The sequence below is a fragment of the Streptomyces bluensis genome (genome assembly GCF_014650715.1).
Taxonomy (GTDB): Bacteria; Actinomycetota; Actinomycetes; order Streptomycetales; family Streptomycetaceae; genus Streptomyces; species Streptomyces bluensis.
On record NZ_BMVM01000009.1, the window covers coordinates 164,526 to 190,534 of the forward strand.

Sequence of the window (26,009 nt, forward strand, 5' to 3'; positions counted from 1 at the left end):
GCACCACGGGACACAGTAGATTCGATCTTGACTGTCTTACGGCGGGGGACTCGTGCAGGACCAAGGGGAAACGTGCAGGAGCGACACAACCGAGGAGCCGCGACCACCGAGGGGGGCTTAGCAGGATGAGCCACGACTCCACTGCCGCGCCGGAAGCCGCGGCCCGGAAGCTTTCCGGGCGACGCCGCAAGGAGATCGTCGCGGTGCTGCTGTTCAGCGGCGGCCCCATCTTCGAGAGTTCCATACCACTTTCGGTGTTCGGGATCGACCGCCAGGACGCCGGAGTACCGCGCTACCGGCTGCTGGTCTGCGCCGGAGAAGAGGGCCCGCTGCGGACCACGGGGGGCCTGGAACTCACCGCGCCGAACGGCCTGGAGGCGATCTCACGGGCGGGCACCGTCGTCGTGCCGGCCTGGCGCTCGATCACCTCGCCACCGCCGGAGGAGGCGCTGGACGCCCTGCGCCGGGCGCACGAGGAGGGCGCCCGCATCGTCGGGCTGTGCACCGGCGCCTTCGTGCTGGCCGCCGCCGGCCTGCTGGACGGCCGCCCGGCCACCACCCACTGGATGTACGCGCCGACGCTGGCCAAGCGCTACCCGTCGGTGCACGTCGATCCACGCGAACTCTTCGTGGACGACGGAGACGTGCTGACCTCGGCCGGTACGGCGGCCGGTATCGATCTGTGCCTGCACATCGTGCGCACGGACCACGGCAACGAGGCGGCCGGCGCGCTGGCCCGCCGCCTGGTGGTCCCCCCGCGCCGCAGCGGCGGCCAGGAACGCTACCTCGACCGGTCTTTACCGGAGGAGATCGGCGCCGACCCGCTCGCCGAGGTCGTCGCCTGGGCGCTGGAGCACCTCCACGAGCAGTTCGACGTGGAGACCCTCGCCGCGCGTGCGTACATGAGCCGCCGCACCTTCGACCGCCGGTTCCGCTCCCTCACCGGGAGCGCCCCGCTGCAGTGGCTGATCACCCAGCGCGTCCTCCAGGCCCAGCGTCTGCTGGAGACGTCGGACTACTCCGTGGACGAGGTCGCCGGGCGCTGCGGCTTCCGCTCCCCCGTCGCGCTGCGCGGACACTTCCGCCGGCAGCTCGGCTCGTCCCCGGCGGCCTACCGGGCGGCGTACCGGGCGCGGCGGCCCCAGGGCGAGAAGCCGGACACGGACGGCTCCCCGGGCTCGGGCGGGCCGCAGCCGGTGCCGCAGGAGTCCGCCGCGCTGCCGCTCCAGACCCGCCGTACGGCGGCCGCGAGCGCCCTGGCTCCGGCGGCCTCGCTCTCCACGGAGGGCGCCAAGCCCGAGCTGTACGCCACGGGCCGTCTGCCGGGCCAGCGCAGCGCCCCGTAGCCGCCCTCGGACGCCATCGGCCCGGTCCCGCCCTGATCACCCAGGTGCAGGACCGGGTCGTTCGGTTGTCACGGGCCGTAAGGTGAGACACATGAACGATCGCATGGTGTGGATCGACTGCGAGATGACCGGGCTCTCGCTGTCCGACGACGCGCTCATCGAAGTGGCCGCGCTGGTCACCGACTCGGAGCTGAACGTACTGGGCGAGGGCGTGGACATCGTCATCCGTCCTCCGGCCAAGGCACTGGAGACGATGCCGGAGGTGGTCCGTCTGATGCACACCGCGTCCGGGCTGCTGGACGAGCTCGCCGGCGGCACGACGCTGGTCGAGGCGGAGGAACAGGTCCTCAGCTACATCCGTGAGCATGTCAAGGAGCCCGGCAAGGCCCCGCTGTGCGGCAACTCGGTCGGCACGGACCGCGGCTTCCTCCACCGCGACATGCCGGAGCTGGAGGAATACCTCCACTACCGGATCGTGGACGTCAGCTCGATCAAGGAGCTGGCCCGCCGCTGGTACCCGCGGGCGTACTTCAACAGCCCCGAGAAGAACGGCAACCACCGGGCCCTCGCCGACATCCGCGAGTCCATCGCGGAACTCCGCTACTACCGGGAGGCGATCTTCGTCCCCCAGCCCGGTCCGGACTCCGACACGGCGCGGACGATCGCCGCGAAACACGTCCTGCCCGCCGGCTGACGGCTCCACCGGAGTGCCGCCGGGCCGCGCCGAAACCCTGGCGCGAGCACCCCTTCGGACCCTGTACACTTTTTCTCGGCCGGTCGGTGAACCACTCGGAGAACCGCCGGTCGTGGTGGGTGTAGCTCAGCTGGTAGAGCACCTGGTTGTGGTCCAGGATGTCGCGGGTTCAAGTCCCGTCACTCACCCTCGCGCAAATGGCCCCTGACCTGCGGAAACGCGGGTCAGGGGCCTTTTGGTCACCCGGCTTGGCCAAACAGCGGCCAAACGCGGCCGGATTCCCGGAGTTCCGCCCGCAGGTCCCCTTGCCGAACCCCGACAAGGTGAACTGCGACGAGGTGCCGTTCGCCTCGACGTACGAGACCGCCGGCCTGCCCGCCACCGCCGGAAGATGAAGAAGCCGTAGCCACCGCACTCTTCCCGGGGCCCGCCCGCCAGGCGGGCCCCGGGAAGAGTCACGGTCAGTGGACGGGGTGCCAGTGCTCCAACGCATCGTCCAGCCGAGGCGCCTCGGGGTCGTCCCAGATCAGACAGCCCCACACCAGGCCGGGCACATCGGGGCCCATGGCGTCGGCCGGCCCCTCGGTGAGCGTGCGGTGAACGGCCTCAAGATAGGCGGCGATCGACGGATACCCGGGCTTGTCGCACGCGAGATTGTCCGGCAGCGACCAGGGGCCGACGCCGTCCTCGCCCACGTAGAGCCCCGACTCGGGTCCTGCCTCGTCGCCGGTCAGCCAAGGCACCACCGCGGAGCCCCACATATCGCCGCGCCCGACCTCCGGCAGCCGCGGCCGGAGCGCATCCTCCGGACCGAGCAGAACCCCGCCCGGCAGGAACGCCCCCGAACCGACCTCGCCCGCTTCCTCATTGGCCTCGATGTACTGGTGCTCCACACCGCCGCACAGCCGCCACAGCGCCGCCAATTCCGTGGGCAGCCCGAACCCGACGGCATGCCTCAGGCGGGAGTCGGCCGCGGCGATCTCCTCCTCCATCGCGGGCGCAAGGAGAGACGCGTGGGAGACGGGCGCATGCTCGGCGAGCCAGCCGGTCACCTTCCGCCAGGCAGCCGCGACCCGCTCGACCTCACTGGTGTGCCGAACAGACATTCGCCCACCGTAGCCGCCGCATGCCCAACTCACCACGACCGAGGCGAGTTCGCCGGCGGCGGTACCCGTTACGACGAGTACCGCTGCACCAGCTCCGTCGGCAGCACCACCTGCCGCCGCTCCAGGCCCCGTGACACCGCCGGGCGGTGGTCCGCGATCTCGTCCAGGAGGAGGTTGATCATGGCGTGGCCCATCTCCTCGATGGGCTGGCGGACGCTGGTCAGGGGCGGGTCCATGTGGCGGGCGATCGCCGAGTCGTCGTAGCCGACGAGGGCGACGTCGTCGGGGATACGGCGGCCCGCCTCGCGCAGCACCTGCCGGGCGCCCGCCGCCATCACGTCCGACTCCGCGAAGACCGCGTCCAGGTCGGGGCACCGCTGAAGGAGCTCCGCCATCGCCCGGCGGCCGCCCACCTCCGTGAAGTCACCCGGCGCGATCAGTCGCTCGTCCACCTCGCGTCCGGCGTCGACCAGCGCCTGACGGTAGCCCTCGATGCGCCGCTGGGCGCCGTACACGTCGAGGCGGCCGGTGATCGTGGCGATCTTCTTGCGGCCCCGGGCCATGAGGTGCTCCACCGCCGAGCGGCCCCCGCCGTGGTTGTCGGAGTCCACCGACGGCAGCGTCTCGTGCTCCGAGCGCGGGCCGCTGATCACGGCCGGGATCTCCAGCTGGGCCAGGAGGTCGGGGAGGGGGTCGTCGGCGTGGACCGACACCAGGAGGACGCCGTCCACCCGGTGCGCCGCCAGGTACTGGGCCAGGCGGCGGCGCTCGCGGTCGCTGCCCGCGAAGATCAGCAACAGCTGCATCTCGGTGTCCGCCAGCGCGGCACCCACGCCCCTCAGCATGTCCGAGAAGTACGGCTCGGCGAAGAAACGGGTCTCCGGCTCGGGGACGACGAGGGCGATCGCGTCCGTGCGGTTCGCGGCGAGCGCCCGCGCCGCCGTGTTCGGGACGTAGCCGAGCTCCGCCACCGCCGCCTCGACCGCCGCGCGGGTCGCGTCGCTGACCCGGGGCGAACCGTTGATCACCCGGGAGACCGTGCCGCGGCCGACACCGGCCCGCGCGGCGACCTCCTCCAGAGTCGGGCGCCCGCCGCTCCGGCCCCGCCCTCCGTGACCAGCCATGGTCCGCCCCTCCCGTCAACACCGCGCCAGCGTGGAATCTAACAGTCCTGATCCCCGTACAACGGTCCGGGAGCGTTCGGGCCCGCCTGCCGCGGGCCTGGGTCCCCCACCCTCTGAAGCCTCAGCAGTCCCCCGAGTATCGGCGAAGGACAGGCCGGACAGCGGCGCCGCACCGCGCCGTGAGGGCTCGGTCGAGGGCCGCCGGGTTAGTTAACAGCCCGATAACCGAACACATCTCTCGTCGTCCGCTCCCTTGACACCCCCGCACGAACCGACGACTCTTCAACACATCACTTGTGGGAGCGCTCCCACAGTACCTGACACATACACATCCCGCACGTTCCCCGCCCGAGCCGCAGCACGAACCAACGGGCACCAACAACGCAGTTGGCCGGGGGGTCGGCACGTCAGGGCATCAGGAGGACGCAATGCGAGCACGTACCTGGACCCGCAAGACGGTGGTCCTCGCGGCCGTCGCCGCGCTGGGCACCGGGCTGCTGGCCGGCTGCGCCGATGACGGCAACGACGGCGGCACCTCGTCGTCCGGCGGTGACAGCGGCAAGACCAAGATTACGCTCGGGCTCTTCGGCACCTTCGGCTTCGAGGAAGCCGGACTCTACAAAGAGTACGAGAAGCTCCACCCTGACATCTCCATCCAGCAGACCGTGATCGAGCGGAACGAGAACTACTACCCGGCTCTCGTCAACCACCTCACCACCAACAGCGGCCTCCAGGACATCCAGGCCGTCGAGGTCGCCAACATCAACGAGGTCGCGAACACCTACGCGGACAAGCTGGTGGACCTGTCCAAGTACGGCAAGGAGAGCGACTTCCTGCCCTGGAAGTGGAAGCAGGCCACCGCCAGGAACGGCCAGACGATCGGGCTCGGCACCGACGTCGGGCCGATGGCCATCTGCTACCGCAAGGACCTGTTCCAGCAGGCCGGGCTGCCCACCGACCGTGAGGACGTGGGCAAGCTGTGGGCGGGCAGCTGGGAGAAGTTCGTCGGCGTCGGCCGGCAGTACCAGAAGAAGGCCCCGCAGGGCACCACCTTCCTCGACTCGCCCGGCGGCCTGATCCAGGCCATCATCGGCGGTGAGAAGGAGCGGTTCTACGACACCTCCGGCGAGGTCGTCTACAAGTCGAACCCGGCCATCAAGAAGGCCTTCGACCTGACCGCCGCGGCCGCGAAGGACGGGCTGACCGGCAACCAGACGCAGTTCCAGCCCGCGTGGGACCAGACGATCGCCAACAGCAGGTTCGCCGCGATCTCCTGCCCGCCGTGGATGCTCGGCACCATCAAGGGCAAGTCGAAGCCGGAGAACGCCGGCAAGTGGGACGTCGCCCAGGCGCCCAAGCCCGGCAACTGGGGCGGTTCCTTCCTGGCCGTGCCCAAGTCGGGGAAGAACGCGGAGGAGGCGGCGAAGCTGGCCGCCTGGCTGACCGCGCCCGAGCAGCAGGCGAAGCTCTTCGCCAAGCAGGGCAGCTTCCCCAGCGCGCAGACCGCCTACAAGCTACCCGAAGTGACCGGCGCGAAGAACGAGATGACCGGTGACACCCCGATCGGCACGATCTTCGCGGCGGCCGCCGAGAAGAGCCCGATCCAGGTCATCGGCCCGAAGGACCAGATCATCATGCAGGGTCTGACGGACAACGGCGTGATCCTCGTGACCCAGGGCAAGTCGCCCAAGCAGGCGTGGGACAACGCCGTCAAGACCATCGACAACGCTCTGGAGAAGTGACCGGTATGGCCACCCGGCACGACACCGCCGCGCCCCCCGCGAAGGAGGGGGGCGCGGCCCCGGCCCGCCCGCCCTCCGACACCGTGCCTTCGCAGGACGCGAAGAAGCGGGCCAGGCTCTCCCGCCGCTGGCAGCGGGACGTGCGCTGGAGCCCGTACGCCTTCGTCTCGCCGTTCTTCCTGCTGTTCCTCGCGTTCGGCCTGTTCCCGCTGCTCTACACGGCCTGGGCGTCGCTGCACACCGTGGAGCTGACGGCGCCCACGGACATGGAGTGGGCGGGGCTGCACAACTACACCCGGATCTTCGACGACGAGTTCTACTGGAACGCGGCGAAGAACACCCTGACCATCGGGATCATCTCCACCGTCCCGCAGCTGCTGATGGCACTGGGCATCGCCCACATCCTCAACTACAAGCTGCGCGCCTCGACCTTCTACCGGGTCGTGATGCTGGCGCCGTACGCGACGTCGATCGCCGCCGCCTCCCTCGTCTTCGTCCTGCTCTTCGGCCGTGACTACGGCATGATCAACTGGGCGCTGCACTTCGTCGGTGTCGACAGCATCGACTGGCAGAACGAGAAGTGGCCCTCGCAGATCGCCGTCTCGACGATCGTCATCTGGCGCTGGACGGGCTACAACGCGCTGATCTACCTGGCCGCGATGCAGGCGATCCCGCAGGACCTGTACGAGTCGGCGGCGCTCGACGGGGCGAGCCGCTGGAAGCAGTTCCTCCACGTCACGCTGCCGTCGCTGCGCCCCACGATCCTGTTCACCTGCGTCGTCTCGACCATCGGAGCCTCGCAGCTCTTCGGTGAGCCGCTGCTGTTCGACGCGAACAAGGGCACGTCCGGCGGTTCCGAGCACCAGTTCCAGACGCTCGGTCTGTACATGTACGAGCAGGGCTGGGTGAGCCAGCACCTGGGCCGGGCCTCCGCCATCGCCTGGACGATGTTCCTGATCCTCATCGTGATCGGGATCGTCAACTACGTCATCTCGCGCCGGTTGCGCGCCAGCAGTTAGGAGAACCGGCCGTGACGACGACCCTGACGAAACCCCCGGCGGACACGGCGCCGAAGCCGCCGAGGCGTGGACGCCGCTCCAGGGCGGCGCGCGCGGGCGGCCAGCTGCACGCCGGCCCCATCGCGTACGTCATCCTCACCCTGTTCGCGATCGGCTCGCTGTTCCCGCTCGTGTGGACGGCGATCGCCGCCTCGCGCGACAACCAGCGGCTGGCCGAGACTCCGCCGCCGTTCTGGTTCGGCTCCAACCTGCTCGACAAGCTGGAGTTCGCCTGGAAGGACGCCAACCTCGGTGAGGCGTTCCTCAACACGACGTTCGTGGCGGGTGTCTCGGCGGCGACCGTCGTCTTCCTCTCCACGATCGCCGGCTTCGCCTTCGCCAAGCTGCGCTTCAGGGGCCGTAACGCCCTGATGCTGATCGTGATCGGCACGATGATGGTGCCGCCGCAGCTCCAGGTGATCCCGCTGTACATGATGGTCGCCAAGCTCGACTGGACCGACCAGCTCCAGTCGGTGATCCTGCCGTCCCTGGTGAGCGCCTTCGGTGTGTTCTTCATGCGGCAGTACCTGCTCCAGGCGCTGCCCGACGAGATCATCGAAGCGGCGCGCGTGGACGGCGCGAGCAGTTGGCGCGTGGTCTGGCACGTGGTGTTCCCGGCGGCCCGCCCTGCCATGGCGGTCCTCGGCATGCTGATCTTCGTACAGACCTGGAACGACTTCCTGTGGCCGTTCCTGGTCCTGACGCAGACCGGCAACCCGACCGTGCAGGTGGCCGTCGCCGGCCTCGGCCGCGGCTACACCCCCGACCAGTCCCTGATCATGGCGGGGGCGCTGCTCGGCACGCTGCCGCTGCTGCTCGTCTTCGCGATCTTCGGCAAGCAGATCGTGGGCGGCATCATGCAGGGCGCCGTCAAGGGCTGACGGCAGCTCCCGCCATGGTTCCCGTGCCGCCGGGGTGGGTCACCGCTGCCTCATCCCGGTGTGCTCTCCTCTCCCTCCTCCCTCCTCCTTCCTCTTCCTCCAACGGTCTGGACGACCACCGATGGGAGCGCTTCCATGCCTGAACCCGTGACGCCGGTGACCTTTCCCTCCACCTTCCTCTGGGGCGCGGCGACCTCCGCGTACCAGATCGAGGGGGCGGTGCGGGAGGGCGGTCGCACCCCGTCGATCTGGGACACCTTCAGCCATACGCCAGGTAAGACGGCCGGCGGCGAGCACGGTGACACCGCTGTCGACCACTACCACCGCTATCCCGAGGACGTGGCGCTGATGGCGGAGCTGGGCCTGGGCGCCTACCGCTTCTCCATCTCCTGGTCGCGGGTGCAGCCGACGGGGCGCGGCCCGGCCGTCCAGGTCGGCCTGGACTTCTACCGCCGCCTCGTCGACGAACTGCTCTCCCACGGCATCAAGCCGGCCGTCACCCTCTACCACTGGGACCTCCCCCAGGACCTGGAGGACGCGGGCGGCTGGCCGGAGCGCGACACGGCGTACCGGTTCGCCGAGTACGCGCAGCTGGTCGGTGAGGCGCTCGGCGACCGTGTGGAGCACTGGATGACGCTCAACGAGCCCTGGTGCACCGCGTTCCTGGGCTACGCCTCCGGGGTGCACGCCCCGGGCCGTACGGACCCGGAGGCCTCCCTGAAGGCCGCCCACCATCTGAACCTGGCCCACGGCCTGGGCACGACGGCCCTGCGGTCGGTGATGCCGGCCCGCAACTCGATCGCGGTGAGCCTCAACTCCTCGACGGTACGGACGGTGTCGGAGGACCCCGCGGACCTGGCGGCGGCTCGCAAGATCGACGACCTGGCCAACGGCGTCTTCCACGGTCCGATGCTGCACGGCGCGTATCCCGAGACGCTGCTCAAGGCGACGGAGGCGATCACGGACTGGTCGTACGTGATGGAGGGCGACCTGGAGCTGATCAACCAGCCGCTGGACGCGCTGGGGCTGAACTACTACACACCGGCGCTGGTGTCGGCGGCGGACGCCGAGGCCGACGGGCCGCGCGCGGACGGGCACGGGGCGAGCGCATACTCCCCCTGGCCGGGCGCGGACGACGTGAAGTTCCACCAGACGCCCGGCGAACAGACGCAGATGGGCTGGACGATCGACCCGACGGGCCTGCACGACCTGCTCATGCGGTACACGCGGGAGGCACCGGGCCTGCCGTTGTACATCACCGAGAACGGTGCGGCCTACGACGACAAGCCCGACCCGGACGGCCGCGTCCACGACCCGGAGCGGATCGCCTACCTGCACGGCCATCTGGCGGCGGTCCGCCGCGCCATCTCCGACGGCGCGGACGTCCGCGGGTACTACCAGTGGTCCCTGATGGACAACTTCGAGTGGGCGTACGGCTACGAGAAGCGGTTCGGCATGGTGTACGTCGACTACGCCACGCTGGAGCGGACGCCGAAGTCGAGTGCGCGGTGGTACGCGGAGGTGGCGCGGACGGGGACGCTGCCCCCGGTGGAGTGATCGCGGGCTCACCCCGGGAATTCCTCCGCCCTGCCCCTCTTCCGGGGCGGGGCGGAGCAGGTGACCTCAGTCGCCGAGCCCCAAGTGCGCGAGGACGACGTCCCGTACCCGGAGCACGGCGTCGGGGTCGATGGCGGCGAGAACCGGGACGGCGTGATGCCAGCCGTCCGGGGTGAGGGCGTCCGCCAGGAGGGCTCTCGCGCCGAGGAGGTCCGGGCCGGACGCGGGCGGATGCAGCAGTGCGGCAAGGCTGCGGACCGTCGCGAGATCGGCCATGGGGACAGCGAGTTCCCCTGTGACCATGGGGACGTCGGTCGCACAGGCGACGTACGCGGCAAGGTGAGCGAGAGCCTCGGAGCGTCCCTCCTCCGTCGCCATGCGCTGAGCGAGGTCCTTGGCTGCTTCGAGGTCGCCGAGCGCGGCGTACGCGACAGCCGCCGCAGGCCCCGAACGGGGTACGCCCCCTTCGACCTGCCACAGCGGTCGTCGATCAAGGAAGTGACGAGCGGCGGCCATGTCGCCGGTGGCGATCAGCAGGCAGACCAACACCGCCTGATCCTCCGTACGGTTCACGGAGTGATCCGTGCACGCGGCGTACAGAAGCTCCGTGATGCGGGCGCCGCGCTCACCGTCGTGAGGGCCCACGGCGGCGAGGAGCCTCGCGAACTCGCCCACGGCATCGGCGCTCAGTTCCGAGAGCTCGGCATCCACCCACCGGCCCGCCAGGTCCGGATCATGCGGCCACAGGACCGGCGCGGCCGCCACCTGGAGGCGGTGGCGGCTGTACTCGCCCCACGCGGCCGAGAACTGTTCGACGACCTCGACGGCCCGGTCCGGCGCGCCCGCGCGGGCCAGTGCCCGAGCCGCGAGTGCCACGCTTTCGGGGCCACCGAGGAAGTCGTCGAGCGACGCGGCACCGATGACCTGCTCTGCGAGACGCAGCGCGCGTTGGGGGTCCTTGGGCGCGGTCGCCAAGGCCACTACGGCGCATCCGAGGACTCGTGCTTCGTGCTTGTGGATCGTCCCGAGGAGACGCTCGGCCGCGTCGGGGCTGCCCGCCGTGGCGAGCGCGCCGGCGAGGGCGGTGAGGCGTTCGTGCTGGTCGACGTGGACGACCGCCGCACCCGTCGAGTGGTCCCCACGCTCGGCTTGGTGGAGAAGTCGCAGTGACCGGTGCGGGTCGTCGTCGGCGAAGTGGACGGCGAGCGCGGTGAGTGCCTCCGCTACATCCGGCGGCCGGGAGTCGGCGGCCCATGGCCCGGAAGCCGACCCGGTCAGCAGAACGTTCTCCAGGTCACCGGCGGCTCCGGCTTCCACAAGCAGCCCGACAACGCGGGCCACGGCACGGTCGGGACCGGAGAAGCCTCGTGCGTAGCTCGCCTCAAGGGCTCCCCACGCTTCGGCGGCCCGGCCTTCTCGGGCGTGTCGTTCGGCAATCGTCTGCCATGCCAGCGCCCACTGGTCCGTTTGATATATGGCTGAAGGAACCGACGTCATCCTCAGGGTATCGACGAGGAGCTGGGCCTCGTCGATCCGGTCCGTCGCGACGAGCGCGCACACGGCTCCGTACCCTTCACGCGAGTGCGCCATGGTCTCCGGGTCGCGCTGGAGCCTGTTGGCGTGCGCCAGAGCGAGCGGCGCCAGACGCTCTGCCTCCTGCGGCCGGACGTCGCGGAGGATGTTCATGGCAACGGCGGGGACGTTCTCGGGGGCGTCCGCGTGACGGTGAGCGAGCGTGACCATGAGGTCGTAGAGCCGTGTCGCACGGTCAGGGTCGATGCCGGCCGCCCCTGCCTCAGCGATGATCGCGAGGAGCCGGAGTTGTGCCGGCAGGAACTCGACCTGCCGGGCGGACTCCTCGGCCCGTTTCAGCAGTTCCGCGGCGAGCGACGGATTCCGGTGGAGCTTCTGCTGGAGCATGGCGTTCCTGACGTACGCCTCCACGAGCGCTCTCATGCCCAACTCGTCTCGCAGCAGCCCGTGTTCGTTCAGCCCGGCCAGCGTCCCGTCCGTCAGACGCAGTTCGTTCAGCTGGAGCTGTGCCTCGCTCTGTCTGCCCGTGGCCGCCAGAGCGGCGGCCAACGTGCCGTGTGCCGCGAGAGCATGGGACTCGCCGTAGAACGGCCGCATCTCCGCCACCACCGTCGCCTCGATCAGGCGCAGCGCCTCCTCCGCCAGCCCCACCGCGCGCCGGTCGCCCGTCTCGGCCAGGACGTTCGCCACCCCCGTGAGCGCCCGGGCACGGTCCACCGGCCAGAAGACACTGCGGGCGAGTCCGATGGCCTGACGCGTGCGGCCCAGACGGGCGTGGGCGGCGGGAATGTCCGGATGCAGCGACTCATTGCGCCAGGCAACGAAATCCGCTGCGGCCGCGAGCGCCGCCCACGCGCTCAGGTCGTCGGGTGCCGCACTGCGAACGACCTGCCGGGCCGCCGCGATCTCCGCGAGGCACGCGGCGTCGCTGCCGGTCGTGGCGCGCAACAGGTCCCGCCGCCGGGGGTCCGTCGCGAGCGCGGTCGCTCGGCGGGCGTCCCGGAGCAGCGTGACCAGACGCCCGTACGGCTGGAGCAGATACGGCGGCGTGTTCTCCGGCCAGCCCCGGTTCGCGTACGACTCGGCCCACGCGTGCAGCCGCTCCACGTACACGTCCACTTCCGGCCCCAACGCGTCCTGGGCGGCCGCGAGGAGTGTCTCGTGGGCGAAGAGGTAGCCGCGGCTGCTCATGTAGAAGGCCATGTCGCCGTCGGAGGAAGAGCTCTCGAAGCCGCCGCCGCGTAACGTCAGGATGCGCCCGAAGGCGCTGCCGAGGCGCCGGTTGAGCTCGTACGGCGGCTCACCCGTGAGTTCCCACAGGTCCTCGACGGTGAGCGTGCCGCGGGCGGCCGTGAGCAGACCGACGAAGTCCCGCTGCAACCGGTCCCCGGAGAGCGCCTGTTCGAGGTCGAACCTGGCCTCGAACTCGGTGTGCCGGGCCGCCGCCGTGGGGGAGAGCTCCACGACCCGGCAGTGGCGCAGGGGGTGCGCGCCGCCGACGTCGGGCGGGAGTCCGGGGCTCGGGCGGCTGGTGACCAGGACGCGGACGTTGGGCGGGAGCTTGGCCGGCAGCAGGGAGGCGATGCTCGCGCTGTTGCCGCCTGCCACCACCCGGGACTGGTCCTCGTCGAGTCCGTCCACCACGAGGAGCAGCGTGCCCCCGTCCAGGGCGACGCGTTCGGCCGCCTCGCGCAGGAGCAGTCTGCGCTCCCCGTCGCGGGCCGTCGGTGAACTGTTGCCGGTCGGTTCGCGGCCTGCGATGGCGGCGAGCTGGTCGATGACCGCGCCGGTGTACGCGTTGGTGTCCGACTGGCTGGCGTAGCGTGCGGTGATGAAGAACCAGACCGGGACGACACCGCGGGGCGGACGCAGGGCGAAGGACGCCGCGAGCGCCGTCTTGCCGGCCCAGGGCGGTCCTTGCAGCCAGAGGTACTGGTCCGGTCCGCCGCAGAACGCGACGAGGTCGGTGAACTCGCTGCTTCTGTCGTGGAGTTTCCCGGGTGCGATGTCGGCGAGCTGGGCCTGGTAGGCCTCCTGGATCAGGTCGAGCCCGGTGGCGGGCACGGCGTCGGGCAGCGCGGTGGGCTTCAGCCCTCGGCCCAGAAGACGTTCCAGACCGGCCAGTTCTGTCACATCCAGAACCTCGGCCCAGCGGTCCACCCGGCTCGCGGCGATACGCCCGGTTCCGTCGGACCGGTGGTGACGGCTGACGACCCCGACGAGACGGCCGTTGCTGAAGACCGCCGCGCCGGACATCCCTTCCCAGGCGTCGCGTTCGGGGTCCGGGTCATCCCCCGGCGGGGAGGTGATCTTGAGGTCGAGGGTGCCCTCGCGCCGGTTGGAGAGGACCGCGCAGGTCGCGTCCACGTGCTCCGCGTCCCGGAAACGCGAACCGTCCTCGCTCCTGCGGAGCTTGAAGCGGGGGAAGCCCAGCGCGGTGCAGCGCAGCACCGCGTCCTGTTCACCGACCCGGCCGAACGGTACGGGCGGCACGTCGACGTCCCCGGGGTGCTCCTCCGCCGGCGCCAGAACCGCGACATCGATCCCCGCGTGCCGCCACTCCACGGCCGCCTCGACCGTCCGCTCACCGGGCCGGTCGGCCTCGAACCGGACCCGAACGGCCTCCGCGCCCTCGACGACGTGCGCAGCCGTCAGCACCTTGCCCGGCGCGACCAGATAACCCGAGCCCCGCCGCCGCGCACCCCCACCCGCCGGATCGGCGATGACCTCGGCGACACGCTCGGCCTGCAACCCCCGGTCAGCGCTCGCCGTCAACCTCGCCGCCCGAGATCAGCACCGGCCGCACCCCGCCCCCGTCAGTCCCGCGGGGCTCCCCGGCCTTCGGGGTGAGGGAGAGCGTTACCCGCTGCGTCTGCGCCTGCGTGTACTTGCCGTTCGCTCCGGCGTCCACGATCCACAGCCGCACCTTGGAGTCGGCCCCCGCCTCACGGCTGACGGCAACGGTCGCCTCGACCTCCACGGGCCCGAGCTCGAACCGTACGGCCTCGCCCTCTCCGTCGGCCATGGCAACGGTCAACTGCTGCCTCAACTCCCGGATCATCTCCGACAGTTCAATCACGCTTCCCCCTCGCACCACGGTGCTCAGATGGTACAAGTCACGGCATCCGACGTACCGCACCGTCATCCACGAGCCGGTGCTCCACGCCCGAAGCGCAGCCCCGGGTGCCTGCGCCGGCGTACCGACCCGCGGTGGGCCCGCCCGCCCGGCGACCGCGTCCGCCCGTCCAGCTGGATCCAGATCCGTACCTCCGTGCCGCCCAGCACCGACGAGCCGATCCGTACGTCACCGCCCGTCGACTCGGCGAGCCGGCGCACGATGTCCAGGCCCAGCCCGGTCGAGCCGTCGCTGCCGGAGCCCCGCCCCCGTGCCATCGCCGCCTCGGGGTCCGGTATGCCGGGGCCCGCGTCGGACACCAGTACGATCACCGCGTCCTCTCCGTTGTGCACGTCCACCGCGAAGGCCGTGCCCTCGGGCGTGTGCCGGAAGACGTTGCCGAGCAGGGCGTCGAGCGCGGCGGCCAGGTCGGTGCGGGCGACGGGGACGCGGACGGGGCGGTCCACGCCCGCGAGCCGTACCTTCCGTCCCTCGTCCTCCGCGAGCGCCGACCAGAACGCCATGCGCTCGCGGACGACCTCCGCCGCGTCGCACCCGGCACCGGGACCGGGCGCGCCCGTCTGCGGTCTGGCCTCCCGCGCCGTACGGATGATCGTGTCGACCTCGCGCTCCAGCTGCTCGACCGCGGCCCTGGTCTGCTCGGCCGCCGGACCGTCGCCCAGCGAGGCCGCGTTCAGCCGCAGCACGGTCAGCGGCGTCCGCAGCCGGTGGGACAGGTCGGCGGCCAGCTCCCGCTCGTTCGCGAGCAGGTGGACCACCTGGTCGGCCATCGAGTTGAACGCCGTCGCCGCCAGCCGCAACTCCTTCGGCCCCTCCTCGGGGACCCGCGCCCCCAGCCTCCCCTCCCCCAGTTCGTGCGCGCTCTCGGCCAGGCGCCGCGCGGGTCCGACCATGCGGACACCGAGCCGGTCGGCCACCGCCACCGAGCCGACGATCAACGCCAGGCCCACTCCGGCGAGCACCGCCCATGCCGTGGCCACGCCGCCCGCGACCTCGGACCGCGGCACGTACACCTCGACGACCGCTGTCGCGCCGGAGCCGATCGCGGTGGGCTGGAGCAGTGTGGAGCCGCCGGGCACCCGCGTGGTGGAGGCGCGGCCCAGTCTGCGGACGGTGGCGATGTCCTCTTCGGAGGCGCGCTGCCGGCCGAGGTCGAGGGCCCGCTCGCCGTCGCCCGCCGGTATGTGCACGGCCATCCCGTCGTCCGAGCCCGCGGCGGCGACGACCCGCTCCAGCTGCTCCCGGTCGGTGGTGATGGACAGCGCGGGCGCGACCGCGGCGGCCTGCCGTTCGGCGTTGGAGAACGCCCGGTCGCGCGCCAGTTCCTTGATGACCAGCCCGAGGGGCACGGCGAAGGCGATCACGACCATCGAGGTCACCGCCACGCACACCTTGACCAGCGCCCACCTCATGGCGTCCGCTCCGCCCTCGGTGGCTCCAGCTTCACTCCGACCCCGCGCAGGGTGTGCAGATAGCGCGGCCTGGCCGCCGTCTCGCCCAACTTCCGCCGCAGCCACGACAGATGGACGTCTATGGTCTGGTCGTCCCCGTACGACTGCTGCCACACCTCGGCGAGCAGTTCCTTGCGGGCCACGACCACACCCGGCCGCCCGGCGAGGAAAGCGAGCAGGTCGAACTCACGTCGCGTCAGGTCGAGTCGTACGCCGTCCAGTTCGGCCTCGCGGCGCAGGGGGTCGATAGCGAGGCCGCCGACCCGCAGCACCGTCGACGGCGGTACGGCACCGGCGGCCGGGCGGGCCCTGCGCAGGACGGCCGCCATGCGCGCGGACAGGTGCTCGACCGAGAACGGCTTGGTCAGATAGTCGTCCGCCCCCGCGTTCAGCAGCCGGACGATCTCCCTCTCGTCGTCCCGTGCGGTGGCGACGATCACCGGCACGTCGGTGATCCCGCGCAGCATCTTCAGCGCCTCGGACCCGTCCAGATCGGGCAGTCCGAGGTCCAGGATCACCAGGTCGAAGCGGACATGGGCGACCTCGCGCAGCGCCTCCAGCGCCGTACCGACACTGCGCACGGTGTGCGAGGCGTCGGTCAGATGCCGGATCAGCGCCGAGCGTACGAACTGGTCGTCCTCGACCACGAGCACAGCTGCCATGCGCCGCACCGTACGCCATGCGGGCACTGCCGGTTGGGGCCTGTGGATAACCTCCCTGTGGATAACTCCCCCGAGGACAGAGGGCAGGGGACAAGGGACAGTCGTGGGACTCGTGGGGCAGTATGGCCGCGATGCGCAGAGGACTCGTCCACTTACTGGCCTGGCTGCTCGCCACGGGAGCGGCGGTCACGCTGTCGTGGTGGGGTGTCCACACGGTGATGGCGGGCACCGCGTACGATCCGCCGCGCGCCCTGCCGATCACGGCCGGCGACGCGCCGGACCGGGGCTCGCAGGCACTGGCCACGGCCAGCACAACGGCCACCACCCGCCCGGAGCCCCCGGCACGCACGAAGACGCCACAGGAGACGCCGGAGAGGAACCGCCCGAGCACACCGCCGCCCGCGCCCTCCACCTCACTGCGGCCCGGTCCCACTCCGAGCCCGACGGCCTCCGGCCAGGTCAGGAGCTACGACACCAAGGGCGGCCGCGTCGTCTTCTCGCTCGACAGGACGTACGCGACGCTCGTCTCGGCCACACCGGCCTCCGGCTGGTCGATGCAGGTCTGGAAGACGGAGACGTGGATCCGGGTGCAGTTCGCCTCGGGCGCGGACCGGGTGTCGGTGTTCTGCACATGGCACGACAGCGCGCCGCGCGTGGACGTCGAGACCTACTGACGTCCAGAGGACGTCTCAGCGGAAGACGGACGGCGGCGGTGAGGGTGACGCCACCGCCGCCGCGTCCGTCACCGGCACCGCCCCACCCGTGAAGTCGCTGAGCGTCCTGCCGTGTTCGACCCGCGCGGGGTGCGGGTCACAGGCGGCGAGGCGGGTGAGTTCGGCGACGGGGAGCGGCCGGTCGGAGCCGACGAGGACGGCGTTGCCGAACCGCTTGCCCCGCAGCACGGCGGCGTCGGCGACCAGCGCGAGCTCGGGGAAGACGGCCGCGGCGGTGGCGATCTGGCCGCGCAGGTGGGCCAGCGGAGGGCCGTCGGCGAGGTTGGCGGCGTACCAGCCACCGGGCTTCAGCACCCTGCGGACGTCGGCGAGGAACTCCGTGGACGTCAGGTGCGCCGGAGTCCGGGCTCCGCTGAACACATCCGTGATGACCAGGTCCGCCCACCCGTCGGGCACCTTGGCGAGCCCTTCGCGGGCGTCGGCCGACCGCACCCGGATCCGGGCGCCCGGGTCCAGCGGCAGCTCACGGCGGACGAGTTGGACGAGTGCCGCGTCACGTTCGACGACCTGCTGGGTGGAGCGCGGGCGGGTGGCGGCGACGTAGCGGGCGAGAGTGAAGGCGCCGCCGCCGAGGTGCACGGCGTGCACGGGTCTGCCGGGCGGGGCCGCGAGGTCGATGACGTGGCCGAGGCGGCGCTGGTACTCGAAGGACAGGTACGCCGGGTCGTCGAGGTCGACGTGCGACTGCGGGGCGCCGTCGATCAGCAGGGTCCAGGCGCGCGGCCGGTCGCGGTCGGGCATCAGCTCGGCCAGCCCGCCGTCCACCGTCTCGACGACGGCGTCGGCTGCCGTCTGCCCGCCCCGCGCCTTCCGTGACCTGCCCATCCCGCCATTATCGAGGGTCTTGGGGTGGGCCGACTCGGCGGCCAGGGACTATCGGCAGTTGTCCGCCGCCTCGATCAGCCGGGCCGCCTCCCCGAGGGCCGCGCGCAGGACCTCCGGGTCGGTCGCGAGGTCGGCCTCACCGGGCGGGAGCAGCCAGTCGGAGCCCTCCTCGGGGGCGAGGACCGCGCCCCGGCCGTCGGACTGCGTGCATGTGCTGCCGGGCACGTCCCAGGCGTCGGCGGTGCCGGGCGGGACGACGAAGCCGAGGGTGTCGCCGCCGTCGTCGTGCAGCACCGGGCCCACGGCCGGGGGGATGGGGCCCGTGGCGTCGACGGCGCCGCGGCGGAGGATGTCGACCGCCTCCAGTCCCTGCCGGGCAGGGACGGTCACGAGGTCACAGACGGTGGCCGTCGGCGAACAGACAGTCGCAGAACAGGGTTCGGTGCTTTTCATCCCGGCCTCCACCACGTGAGCCCCTCCTCCAGCGAGCGATGACGCGGGAGTTCGGGCGGCTCCCGGTCCATGTTGTCCAACGTGCGGAATCGTCAACGGCTACGGCGGAAGTGCGCCGCAAAGGATGGCAGTTCATGGCAGATCCAGCATGACTTATCCGGTTTGTAGCCAAACCTCGCGTGGCGGCACCCGCCGGGCTAGTACGTTCGTGCCCCGCCGGACGCAGGGAACCAACCGTGCATCACACGGACAACTCTCCGCGAATCCGGCATGGTTCGACGGTTCGCGAGAGAGGGCCCGCCCATGGCGTCGTCATCGGTGACCTCGTCCCCGTCCCCCCGGCCACCACGGCCGAACCTCGCCTTCCGGAAGCTGCGCGGGCAGCGTTCACCAGGCGAGTTCGCGGCCGCGGTGCGGCGGGCCGCGCGTGAGATCGGCGAGCGGGTGAGCTGTGACGCGCGGTACGTCGGGCGGGTCGAGTCGGGAGAGATCCGCTGCCCCAACTACGCGTACGAGCGGGTGTTCCTGCATATGTTTCCCGGCCGAACCCTGACCGACCTGGGTTTCGCTCCCCGTTCCGCGGTACGCGGTCGAGGGGCGCGTACCACGGAGGAGGACTTCTCCTCGCGCACCGAGAACCTGTCGTACGCCCCGCATGAGACGGAAGGGGCGTGTGAGCCGTATGACACGCAAGAAACAGACCAGAACCACGAGGAGAGCGACGTGCAGCGTCGCGCATTCATGACAGGCGGTACCGCCACTGTGGCGGCCGTCTCACTGGGCCCCCTGACGCTCGGCGGAGCAGCCGCCGCTGCGGGGCGGCCCGTGCGCCGGGTGGGCGCGTCCGAGGCGGGGGCGCTCGAAGACGCCGTACGCCGGATCCGGCTGCTCGACGACCGGCACGGGGCCGACGGACTGTACCGCAGAGCGGCGGCACCGCTGCGGACGGCGTACGCGCTGCTCGACGCGGGAGCGGCGCGGCAGGCCACGACGGACCGGCTGTACGCGGGGGCCGGGGAACTGGCCATCTCCGTGGGGTGGCTCGCGCACGACTCGGGCCGCTTCGACGACGCGCGCTCGCACTACGCGGAGGCCCTCGCGACGGCCCGGATGTCGGGGGACCCGGGCCTGGAGGCGCACGCGTTCTGTAACACGGCGTTCCTCGCGCGTGACGCGGGCCGTCCGCGTGAGGCGGTGCGGGCGGCACAGGCCGCACAGCGGGTGGCCCGGCCGCTGGGCTCGCCGCGGCTGATGTCGCTGCTCGCGCTCAGGGAGGCCGGGGGCTGGGCCGGGCTGGCCGACCGCACCGGGTGCGAGCAGGCGCTGGCCCGTGCGCAGGCCCTGTACGAACGAGGCCCATCGGATGCCGACCCCGAGTGGATGACCTTCTACGGAGAGGCCGAACTGGAGGGACTGGAGGCACAGTGCTGGTCCACGCTGGGTGACTGGCCGCGCGCGGCCGGGCACGCCCGGCGCGCCGCCCGCCTCCAGGACCCGCACTTCACGCGCAACATGGCCCTCTACACGGCCGAGCTCGCCGACGACCTCGCGCGCGGGGGGCGTCCCGACGAGGCCGCCGCGGCCGGGATGGACGTCCTCGACCTCCTCGACGAGGTCCAGTCCTCCCGCATCCAGACGATGCTGGCGGGCACGGCCAGGGTGCTGCTGCCGCACCGGCGCGCGTCGGGGGTGTCGGCGTTCCTGGAGCGGCACGCGGCGGTGCCGCGGATGACGTGACGAGGACTACGACGACTACGACGACTACATGGCCAGGTGTCCCGTGTCGTTCCACGACTCGATCGCCGGCTCCCCGTAGGCCCAGCCCAGTACCGACAGCGACGTGGGGTTCAGGCGGATGCGGGCCGCGAAGCCGATGCCCTGGCCCAGCCAGCGGGCGGCTATGGACCGCAGGATGTGGCCGTGCGCGAAGATCAGAGTGTCGCGGTCGGCGGAGCGGGCCCAGGCGACCACCTCGTCCGCGCGCGCGGAGATCTGTTCCAGGGTCTCGCCCTCGGGCACACCGTCGCGCCACATGAGCCAGCCGGGGCGCACCGCCTGGATCTCGGCCGGAGTCCGCCCCTCGTACGCGCCGTAGTCGCACTCCATCAGCGTGTCCCAGGGGGTGGCCCGGTCGGCGAAGCCGGCGAGTTCGCAGGTCTCCCGCGCGCGGGAGAGGGGGCTCGTGCGGACCTCGGCGTCGGGGAGGCCGTCGAGGGGGGACCGGTGGAGGCGCTCGCCGAGCAGTTTGGCGCCACGCCTGCCCTCTTCCAGCAGGGGGACGTCGGTCCTGCCGGTGTGCCGCCCGGCCCGTGACCATTCGGTCTGGCCGTGCCGGGCCAGCAGGATGCGCGGTGCCATGAGGAGGGGCCTTTCCAGGAGCTGTGGGAAACCACCGGGGCAGTGGGAAACCACCGGGGCGGTGAGAAACCACCGCAGCCGGGACGAACCAGCGGCGGATCGCTCCATCATCGCGCACGCTCGCACGGGGCAACCCGGTGGGCGATCTCTGCGTCTTCGACAACCGAGGCGCCGAAGCGGTTGCCAGAGACTCATGAGGCGCCCGGAAACGGCACTTGTATACACCGTAAAATCGGGCGGGCCACCAGACGCCGTGGCCAAGGGCCACATGTTTGCCGATGGATGGGGGAGGACGATCGGATGCCGCAATCCGAGGCATCGCGTACCGAGGTGGCATCGCAGATGCGGCTCCGCTGGTGGTCCGAACTGCCGCTGCTCGTGCTCGTGTACGCGCTGTACTCGGCGGGCCGGCTCCTCGCCCGCGGCGACGTCTCCACCGCCGTCGACCACGGCCTGGCGATCCTGCGGGCCGAGAAGGCTCTCCGGCTCAACGCGGAACAGCCGCTGAACCGTCTCTTCACCCACGAACCCTGGCTCGGCATACCCGCCGACTTCTGGTACGCGTCCCTGCACTACCTGGTCACGCCCGTGATCCTCATATGGCTGTTCAGGTCCCGCAGCCGGCTCTACCGCGCGGCCCGCACCTGGCTGATGACGTCCACCCTCATCGGGCTGATCGGCTTCACCCTCCTCCCCACCTGCCCGCCCCGCCTCCTCGCGCCCGAGCACGGCTTCGTCGACACGATGGCGTACTACAGCTCGTACGGCTGGTGGGGCGGCGAGGCGAGCGCGCCGCGCGGGCTGGGCGGGCTGACGAACCAGTACGCGGCGATGCCGAGCCTGCACGTCGGCTGGGCCCTGTGGTGCGGTGTGATGCTCTGGCGGTACGGCGGCACGCGCACCGCCAGGGTCGCCGGTGTCGCGTACCCGCTGATCACCACGATCGTCGTGATGGGCACCGCGAACCACTACTTCCTCGACGCGGTGGCGGGCGCCGCCGTCATGGGGGCCGGCCTGCTGCTGACCCCGCTGGTGATGCGGCTCGCGGACCGGGCGTGGGCGGCGCTCCGGGCGCGGTTCGCGGGGCAGTCCGGCGAAGCCCTCGGGGGACGGCTCGCCGGTCGTCCCACTCCCGTCGCGGACACCACTCGGGGCGCACACACCCCGATTGTCAGTGGCGGATGCCAGACTTCCACGGGTGAGCGAATTCCACGGCAGCGCGAGTCCACCGCCGAGCCGAGTGCCGCCCCCACGGACGCGGGGGAGAGCGCTCGGGCCCCGGCTCGCTGAGCTGCGCGGACCCGAGGTACCGCCCAAGGCGCTGGACGCCCGCGCCCTCGCGGCCCTGGCCGCCAACCCGGGTTGCAGACGACGTGCGCTCCTCGACGGGGCGGGTGTGAACAAGACGGCGCTGGCGAGCGCGCTCGGTTCCCCCTCCGCCTTCGGCATGTCGCAGTTCGCCTTCATGCGGGGCAACGCGTTCGAGGCACGCGTCAAGGCGGACGGCGGCGCGGAGTTGCTGCGGCTGGTGCACGAGAAGCTGGACCCCTCCGCCGAGCCGCCGGCCGAAGGGGCCGTCCCCGACCTCGCCGCGATCGGCCCCCAGGGGCGCGCGGCCCGTACGGCACTGGCGCTGCGCGAGGCCTCCGCATCCGGCGGCTGGACGCTGCTCGACCACCCCATGCTCGTGCTCGACGTGGCGGGCTCCCCGGCGTTCCTGGAGCCGGACGCCGTGGTCGTGCACCCGGACGGGTCGTGGACGGTCGTCGAGATCAAGTCCTTCCCGATGCTCGACGGTTCCGCGGACCCGGCGAAGGTGGGCGCCGCCGCCCGGCAGTCCGCGGTGTACGTGCTGGCGCTGGAGGAGGTGGCTGTGCGTCTCGATTCCGCGCCCGAGGTCCGCCACCAGGTGCTGCTCGTGTGCCCCAAGGACTTCACCAACCTTCCGACGGCCGCTGCCGTGGACGTCCGCAAGCAACGGGCGGTCACGCGTCGGCAGTTGGCGCGTCTGACCCGCGTCGAGGAGATCGCGGACTCCCTCCCCGAGGGGACCTGCTTCGCCCCGGACCTGCCCCGGGAGGAGCTGACCGCGGCTGTCGGCGCCCTCCCCGCGACGTACGCCCCCGAGTGCCTCGCCGCCTGCGAGCTGGCCTTCCACTGCCGGAGCCGCTCCCGCGAGGAGGGCGCGGTGACGTCCCTGGGCCGTTCGCTCCGGGCCGAGCTGGGCGGCCTGACGACGGTGGAGGACGTCCTGGCGGCGGCCCACGGCACGGCGGGCGACCCCGGGGACGCGACGGTGGCGGCCCTGCGGAGGGCCGCGGACCTGCGGGCGGAGGCACTGGGCGAGGCCGCCGCGCGCCGGGAGGGCACCCCATGTCCCTGATCGCGACCCTCTCCCGGCTGGAGGCGGTCCGCACCGGCCGGGCCCAGGCCGTCGCCACCGTCCGGCACCGTCATCTGTCCGAGCGGCCGCTCGTCCTCGTGCCGCTCACCACCGCCGGTGAGGCCGGTGCCCCGCTCGGTGCGCTCGTCGGCACGGACCGGGACGCGCCCCGGCTGCTCGTCGTGCCGCAGCCCCGGGACCGTGACCTGCGTTTCGCGTTCCTCGCCGAGCTCGCGGACATCGTCCTGCCGTACGTGGACGCGTACGCCGAGGTCGTGGAGGCGGCCGAGCGCAGCGAGACCGACCCGGAGTCCGGCAAGCGCGTCAAGGTCGAGGTCGATCTGTGCGCGGACGCCCCGCAGTTGATCGTGCCGAGCCGCACGGGCATCGACTTCGTACGGCTGCTGGGGCGCGCCATGCGCTTCAGGCGGACCGCCGAGCAGGACCCGGAGGCACCCCATCCGGCACCGCCGCGGGTGCCGTTGCTCGGGCGGTGGCTCACCCACTTCGGGGAGCGGGCGCGTGTGCCCGGCTCCTCGCTCCTCCTCGCCCTCACCGACCTGCTGGCGCGGCACTGGGCCACCGGGCAGTCGAGCGTCGAGGACCAGCACCTCGGGGCGCTGCTCGCCTGGATCGACCCGCCAGGGGGCGAGTCGGGCGACGCGGCGGCGCGGCGGGCCGAGCTCGCGCGGGACGCCGACGGCCAGTTGCTGTGCCCGCCGGCCGGCCCCGCCACCGACCCGGCGTTCGACAACAAGCTGCTGGCCCCGGCCATCGAGCGCTACGACCGGGCGCGGGCCGCGCTCGCCGCCTCCGAGGACGGCCTGGAGGCGGACGACCGGCTCGGTGACCTCACCGCCGCCGAGCAGGAGATCCGTGCCCTCGTCGAGAGCCGCACCCGCCCCACGTGGGACGCGGTGTGGCGCGGCCTGGACCTGCTGCGCGAGCTGCCCGAGGGCGCCCATGTCGCCGATCGCTGGACCCGTGACCGCTGGTCGTTCACCAGCCACCGGGACCGGATCAGCGCCGGTGAGCCCCCGCAGCCGCGCCGCGACGACGCGGTCACGGCGGCGAACAAGCTGGCCACGCGTGAGCGTGAACAGGCCCGCCTGGACGCCCAGGAGGCCCTTGACGACCCGCTTGTCATGGCCGGTCGCCGCCTCGCCGGGGAGGCCTTCGCGGGCGAGGTCACGGAGGTGGTGATGGCGTACAGCGAGGGCAGACGGCCCAGCCCGCGCCCCCTCGTCACGGTCCGCACGGAGGACCGGCCCCACCTCGGGGAGCGCACCAAGGTGTACCGCTCACTCGGCGGCAAACCGCAGGCCGCGGAGTTCGTGGGGTACGACGGGCCCGAGGGCGGCGATCTTCTCGTCCTGCGGATCGTCGACAAGATGGGCCGCGGCAAGGAGCCGGAGGAAGGGTCGGTGCCGCAGAAGGGCGACCCCGTCTGCTTCACGCTCTTCGAACACGACCAGCGGGGCGGCGCGAAACTGCCCGACCCGGAGGAGACACCGTGGACGCACGGGGGGCCGCCGGGCGAGCCCGATGCCGTACCCCTGCCGGAGCAGCCGGATCCGCCGACCGAGGAGGACACTCTGTGACCGCGCCCGCCAGCCCGGTGCTCAACCCCGGCGCCGCGGCCGCCCGCGCCACCGACGCGATCCTGCGCGACACCCTGCACGGCACGCACCGCGGGGTCGTCGTCGACTCCCCGCCCGGCGCCGGGAAGTCGACCCTGGTGGTCCGGGCCGCGCTCGAACTCGCCTCCGCCGGGCGCCCGTTGATGATCATCGCGCAGACGAACGCCCAGGTCGACGACCTCGTGCTGCGGCTGGCGGAGAAGGACGCCGAGCTGCCCGTGGGCCGTCTGCACAGCAGCGACACCGACCCGTACGACAAGGCGCTCGACGACCTGCCGAACGTCCGAAAGTCGACCAAGGCGGCCGACCTCGCGGGTCTGGACGTGGTGATCTCGACCGCCGCCAAGTGGGCGCACGTCAAGGGCGTGGAGCCGTGGCGGCACGCGATCGTCGACGAGGCGTACCAGATGCGGTCGGACGCGCTGCTGGCCGTGGCCGGGTTGTTCGAGCGGGCGCTGTTCGTGGGCGACCCGGGGCAGTTGGACCCGTTCGCGATCGTGGGCAGCGAGCAGTGGGCGGGGCTGTCGTACGACCCGTCGGCCTCGGCGGTCACGACACTGCTGGCCCACAACCGGGAGCTGCCGCAGCACCGCCTGCCGGTGTCGTGGCGGCTCCCGGCGTCCGCCGCGCCCCTCGTCTCCAGCGCCTTCTACCCGTACACCCCTTTCCGCAGCGGCACGGACCACGGCGACCGGCGGCTCGCCTTCGCCGTCCCGTCCGACGGTTCGGGTGCTGACCGGGTCATCGACGAGGCGGCTGGGGCAGGCTGGGGTCTGCTGGAGCTCCCCGCCCGGCACACCCCCCGCACCGACCCGGAGGCGGTGCGGGCCGTCGCACAGGTCGTACGGCGGTTGCTGGACCGGGGCGGCGCGGCGACCTCCGAGCGGTCCGAGGAGCCCGTGCCGCTGACCGCCGACCGGATCGCCGTCGGCACCGCACACCGGGACCAGGCCGCGTCGGTGCGGTCCGCGCTGGCCGCCCTCGGCGTCACCGATGTGGTCGTGGACACGGCGAACCGGTTGCAGGGGCGCGAGTACGACGTGACGGTGGTTCTGCACCCGCTGTCCGGCCGCCCGGACGCGACGGCGTTCCACCTGGAGACGGGGCGCCTGTGCGTGCTGGCCTCCCGGCACCGGCACGCGTGCATCGTGGTCTGCCGGGCGGGGGTGTCGGAACTCCTGGACGACCACCCGTCGACGGAGCCGGTCCAGCTCGGGGTCACGGTGAAGTTCCCGGACGGCTGGGAGGCGAACCACGCGGTCCTCGCAACTCTGGCGGAGCATCGGGTGGCCTGGCGGCCCTCCGACTAGTCTGTCTCCACAAAGG

General features: G+C 72.0%; 21 protein-coding genes and 1 tRNA gene. 13 read left to right on the plus strand and 9 right to left on the minus strand.

All coding sequences use genetic code 11. The features are described from left to right. The first annotated feature begins 125 nt into the window (after positions 1–125). The 3 genes from IE262_RS22660 to IE262_RS22670 all read left to right on the plus strand — a co-directional run bounded on the left by IE262_RS22660 (position 126) and on the right by IE262_RS22670 (position 2,228). A complete protein-coding gene (locus tag IE262_RS22660) occupies positions 126–1,346 on the plus strand; it encodes a helix-turn-helix domain-containing protein (protein WP_189876053.1) in 1,221 nt (406 codons plus the stop codon). Between the two features lie 91 nt (positions 1,347–1,437). Next, positions 1,438–2,040 carry an oligoribonuclease gene (orn, locus tag IE262_RS22665; RefSeq protein WP_134035773.1) on the plus strand — a complete coding sequence of 201 codons (603 nt, stop codon included), beginning with the start codon at positions 1,438–1,440 and terminating at the stop codon, positions 2,038–2,040. Between the two features lie 115 nt (positions 2,041–2,155). Continuing rightward, a tRNA-His gene (locus IE262_RS22670) sits at positions 2,156–2,228 on the plus strand. A gap of 273 nt (positions 2,229–2,501) precedes the next feature. Here IE262_RS22670 and IE262_RS22675 read toward each other — a convergent pair. Next, positions 2,502–3,146 (minus strand): SMI1/KNR4 family protein, encoded by a 645-nt coding sequence (locus IE262_RS22675; RefSeq protein ID WP_189876055.1) that lies wholly within the window; start codon positions 3,144–3,146, stop codon positions 2,502–2,504. Positions 3,147–3,214: 68 nt separating this feature from the next. After that, complete coding sequence (locus tag IE262_RS22680) at positions 3,215–4,270, minus strand: LacI family DNA-binding transcriptional regulator (protein WP_134035753.1); 1,056 nt, start codon at positions 4,268–4,270, stop codon at positions 3,215–3,217. 428 nt (positions 4,271–4,698) lie between these two features. Here IE262_RS22680 and IE262_RS22685 point away from each other — a divergent pair, with 428 nt between their 5' ends. From IE262_RS22685 to IE262_RS22700, 4 genes are all read left to right on the plus strand, one after another. Beyond that, positions 4,699–6,012 (plus strand): ABC transporter substrate-binding protein, encoded by a 1,314-nt coding sequence (locus IE262_RS22685; protein ID WP_189876057.1) that lies wholly within the window; start codon positions 4,699–4,701, stop codon positions 6,010–6,012. Positions 6,013–6,017: 5 nt separating this feature from the next. Further along, positions 6,018–7,031 carry a carbohydrate ABC transporter permease gene (locus IE262_RS22690; protein WP_189876058.1) on the plus strand — a complete coding sequence of 338 codons (1,014 nt, stop codon included), beginning with the start codon at positions 6,018–6,020 and terminating at the stop codon, positions 7,029–7,031. Between the two features lie 11 nt (positions 7,032–7,042). Continuing rightward, positions 7,043–7,951 (plus strand): carbohydrate ABC transporter permease, encoded by a 909-nt coding sequence (locus tag IE262_RS22695; RefSeq protein ID WP_189876060.1) that lies wholly within the window; start codon positions 7,043–7,045, stop codon positions 7,949–7,951. A 135-nt stretch (positions 7,952–8,086) separates the two neighbouring features. Further along, positions 8,087–9,508, plus strand: coding sequence for a GH1 family beta-glucosidase (locus IE262_RS22700; RefSeq protein ID WP_134035741.1), 1,422 nt, complete (start codon positions 8,087–8,089; stop codon positions 9,506–9,508). A 66-nt stretch (positions 9,509–9,574) separates the two neighbouring features. On the opposite strand, the gene IE262_RS22705 is transcribed toward IE262_RS22700, so the two are convergent. The 4 genes from IE262_RS22705 to IE262_RS22720 form a co-directional block, all read right to left on the minus strand. Next, positions 9,575–13,816, minus strand: a complete 4,242-nt coding sequence (locus IE262_RS22705; RefSeq protein WP_189876062.1) for a trypsin-like peptidase domain-containing protein — start codon at positions 13,814–13,816, stop codon at positions 9,575–9,577. Continuing rightward, positions 13,800–14,120, minus strand: coding sequence for a trypco2 family protein (locus IE262_RS22710; RefSeq protein ID WP_189876064.1), 321 nt, complete (start codon positions 14,118–14,120; stop codon positions 13,800–13,802). Before IE262_RS22710 ends, IE262_RS22705 begins: the two co-directional genes overlap by 17 nt. Positions 14,121–14,182: 62 nt before the next feature. Continuing rightward, positions 14,183–15,589 carry a sensor histidine kinase gene (locus tag IE262_RS22715; protein WP_189876066.1) on the minus strand — a complete coding sequence of 469 codons (1,407 nt, stop codon included), beginning with the start codon at positions 15,587–15,589 and terminating at the stop codon, positions 14,183–14,185. After that, positions 15,586–16,290: a response regulator transcription factor gene (locus tag IE262_RS22720; protein WP_189876068.1), complete on the minus strand. Its 705-nt coding sequence runs from the start codon at positions 16,288–16,290 to the stop codon at positions 15,586–15,588. Before IE262_RS22720 ends, IE262_RS22715 begins: the two co-directional genes overlap by 4 nt. Before the next feature lie 131 nt (positions 16,291–16,421). Between IE262_RS22720 and IE262_RS22725 the strand changes: the two genes are divergently transcribed. Further along, positions 16,422–16,964 (plus strand): hypothetical protein, encoded by a 543-nt coding sequence (locus IE262_RS22725; protein ID WP_189876070.1) that lies wholly within the window; start codon positions 16,422–16,424, stop codon positions 16,962–16,964. Between the two features lie 15 nt (positions 16,965–16,979). On the opposite strand, the gene IE262_RS22730 is transcribed toward IE262_RS22725, so the two are convergent. Both IE262_RS22730 and IE262_RS22735 read right to left on the minus strand, forming a co-directional pair. Further along, positions 16,980–17,849, minus strand: coding sequence for a spermidine synthase (locus IE262_RS22730; RefSeq protein ID WP_189876072.1), 870 nt, complete (start codon positions 17,847–17,849; stop codon positions 16,980–16,982). A 48-nt stretch (positions 17,850–17,897) separates the two neighbouring features. Further along, on the minus strand, positions 17,898–18,302 hold the full coding sequence (locus IE262_RS22735; protein ID WP_189876074.1) for a hypothetical protein: 405 nt from the start codon (positions 18,300–18,302) through the stop codon (positions 17,898–17,900). Between the two features lie 303 nt (positions 18,303–18,605). Between IE262_RS22735 and IE262_RS22740 the strand changes: the two genes are divergently transcribed. After that, complete coding sequence (locus IE262_RS22740; RefSeq protein ID WP_134035695.1) at positions 18,606–20,039, plus strand: NsdA family TPR-like regulatory protein; 1,434 nt, start codon at positions 18,606–18,608, stop codon at positions 20,037–20,039. A gap of 24 nt (positions 20,040–20,063) precedes the next feature. Here IE262_RS22740 and IE262_RS22745 read toward each other — a convergent pair whose 3' ends face one another. Further along, positions 20,064–20,660: a histidine phosphatase family protein gene (locus tag IE262_RS22745; RefSeq protein WP_189876076.1), complete on the minus strand. Its 597-nt coding sequence runs from the start codon at positions 20,658–20,660 to the stop codon at positions 20,064–20,066. 300 nt (positions 20,661–20,960) lie between these two features. Here IE262_RS22745 and IE262_RS22750 point away from each other — a divergent pair, with 300 nt between their 5' ends. From IE262_RS22750 to IE262_RS22765, 4 genes are read left to right on the plus strand one after another with little or no spacing between them, the layout of a single operon-like run. Next, on the plus strand, positions 20,961–21,950 hold the full coding sequence (locus tag IE262_RS22750) for a phosphatase PAP2 family protein (RefSeq protein WP_189876078.1): 990 nt from the start codon (positions 20,961–20,963) through the stop codon (positions 21,948–21,950). Continuing rightward, on the plus strand, positions 21,901–23,043 hold the full coding sequence (locus IE262_RS22755) for a hypothetical protein (RefSeq protein ID WP_134035984.1): 1,143 nt from the start codon (positions 21,901–21,903) through the stop codon (positions 23,041–23,043). Before IE262_RS22750 ends, IE262_RS22755 begins: the two co-directional genes overlap by 50 nt. After that, on the plus strand, positions 23,034–24,644 hold the full coding sequence (locus IE262_RS22760) for an amino acid adenylation domain-containing protein (protein WP_189876080.1): 1,611 nt from the start codon (positions 23,034–23,036) through the stop codon (positions 24,642–24,644). The genes IE262_RS22755 and IE262_RS22760 overlap by 10 nt, the downstream gene beginning before the upstream one ends. After that, a complete protein-coding gene (locus tag IE262_RS22765) occupies positions 24,641–25,993 on the plus strand; it encodes an AAA domain-containing protein (RefSeq protein WP_189876083.1) in 1,353 nt (450 codons plus the stop codon). The genes IE262_RS22760 and IE262_RS22765 overlap by 4 nt, the downstream gene beginning before the upstream one ends. Positions 25,994–26,009 lie beyond the last annotated feature (16 nt).

What these genes read in the sequence shown, in the direction of transcription:
- IE262_RS22660 (WP_189876053.1), top strand. Translation starts at nt 126, where the DNA reads ATGAGCCACGACTCCACTGCCGCGCCGGAAGCCGCGGCCCGGAAGCTT.
- orn (WP_134035773.1), top strand. Translation starts at nt 1,438, where the DNA reads ATGAACGATCGCATGGTGTGGATCGACTGCGAGATGACCGGGCTCTCG.
- IE262_RS22675 (WP_189876055.1), bottom strand. Translation starts at nt 3,146, where the DNA reads ATGTCTGTTCGGCACACCAGTGAGGTCGAGCGGGTCGCGGCTGCCTGG.
- IE262_RS22680 (WP_134035753.1), bottom strand. Translation starts at nt 4,270, where the DNA reads ATGGCTGGTCACGGAGGGCGGGGCCGGAGCGGCGGGCGCCCGACTCTG.
- IE262_RS22685 (WP_189876057.1), top strand. Translation starts at nt 4,699, where the DNA reads ATGCGAGCACGTACCTGGACCCGCAAGACGGTGGTCCTCGCGGCCGTC.
- IE262_RS22690 (WP_189876058.1), top strand. Translation starts at nt 6,018, where the DNA reads ATGGCCACCCGGCACGACACCGCCGCGCCCCCCGCGAAGGAGGGGGGC.
- IE262_RS22700 (WP_134035741.1), top strand. Translation starts at nt 8,087, where the DNA reads ATGCCTGAACCCGTGACGCCGGTGACCTTTCCCTCCACCTTCCTCTGG.
- IE262_RS22715 (WP_189876066.1), bottom strand. Translation starts at nt 15,589, where the DNA reads ATGAGGTGGGCGCTGGTCAAGGTGTGCGTGGCGGTGACCTCGATGGTC.
- IE262_RS22720 (WP_189876068.1), bottom strand. Translation starts at nt 16,290, where the DNA reads ATGGCAGCTGTGCTCGTGGTCGAGGACGACCAGTTCGTACGCTCGGCG.
- IE262_RS22725 (WP_189876070.1), top strand. Translation starts at nt 16,422, where the DNA reads ATGCGCAGAGGACTCGTCCACTTACTGGCCTGGCTGCTCGCCACGGGA.
- IE262_RS22730 (WP_189876072.1), bottom strand. Translation starts at nt 17,849, where the DNA reads ATGGGCAGGTCACGGAAGGCGCGGGGCGGGCAGACGGCAGCCGACGCC.
- IE262_RS22735 (WP_189876074.1), bottom strand. Translation starts at nt 18,302, where the DNA reads ATGAAAAGCACCGAACCCTGTTCTGCGACTGTCTGTTCGCCGACGGCC.
- IE262_RS22740 (WP_134035695.1), top strand. Translation starts at nt 18,606, where the DNA reads ATGGCGTCGTCATCGGTGACCTCGTCCCCGTCCCCCCGGCCACCACGG.
- IE262_RS22745 (WP_189876076.1), bottom strand. Translation starts at nt 20,660, where the DNA reads ATGGCACCGCGCATCCTGCTGGCCCGGCACGGCCAGACCGAATGGTCA.
- IE262_RS22750 (WP_189876078.1), top strand. Translation starts at nt 20,961, where the DNA reads ATGCCGCAATCCGAGGCATCGCGTACCGAGGTGGCATCGCAGATGCGG.
- IE262_RS22760 (WP_189876080.1), top strand. Translation starts at nt 23,034, where the DNA reads ATGTCCCTGATCGCGACCCTCTCCCGGCTGGAGGCGGTCCGCACCGGC.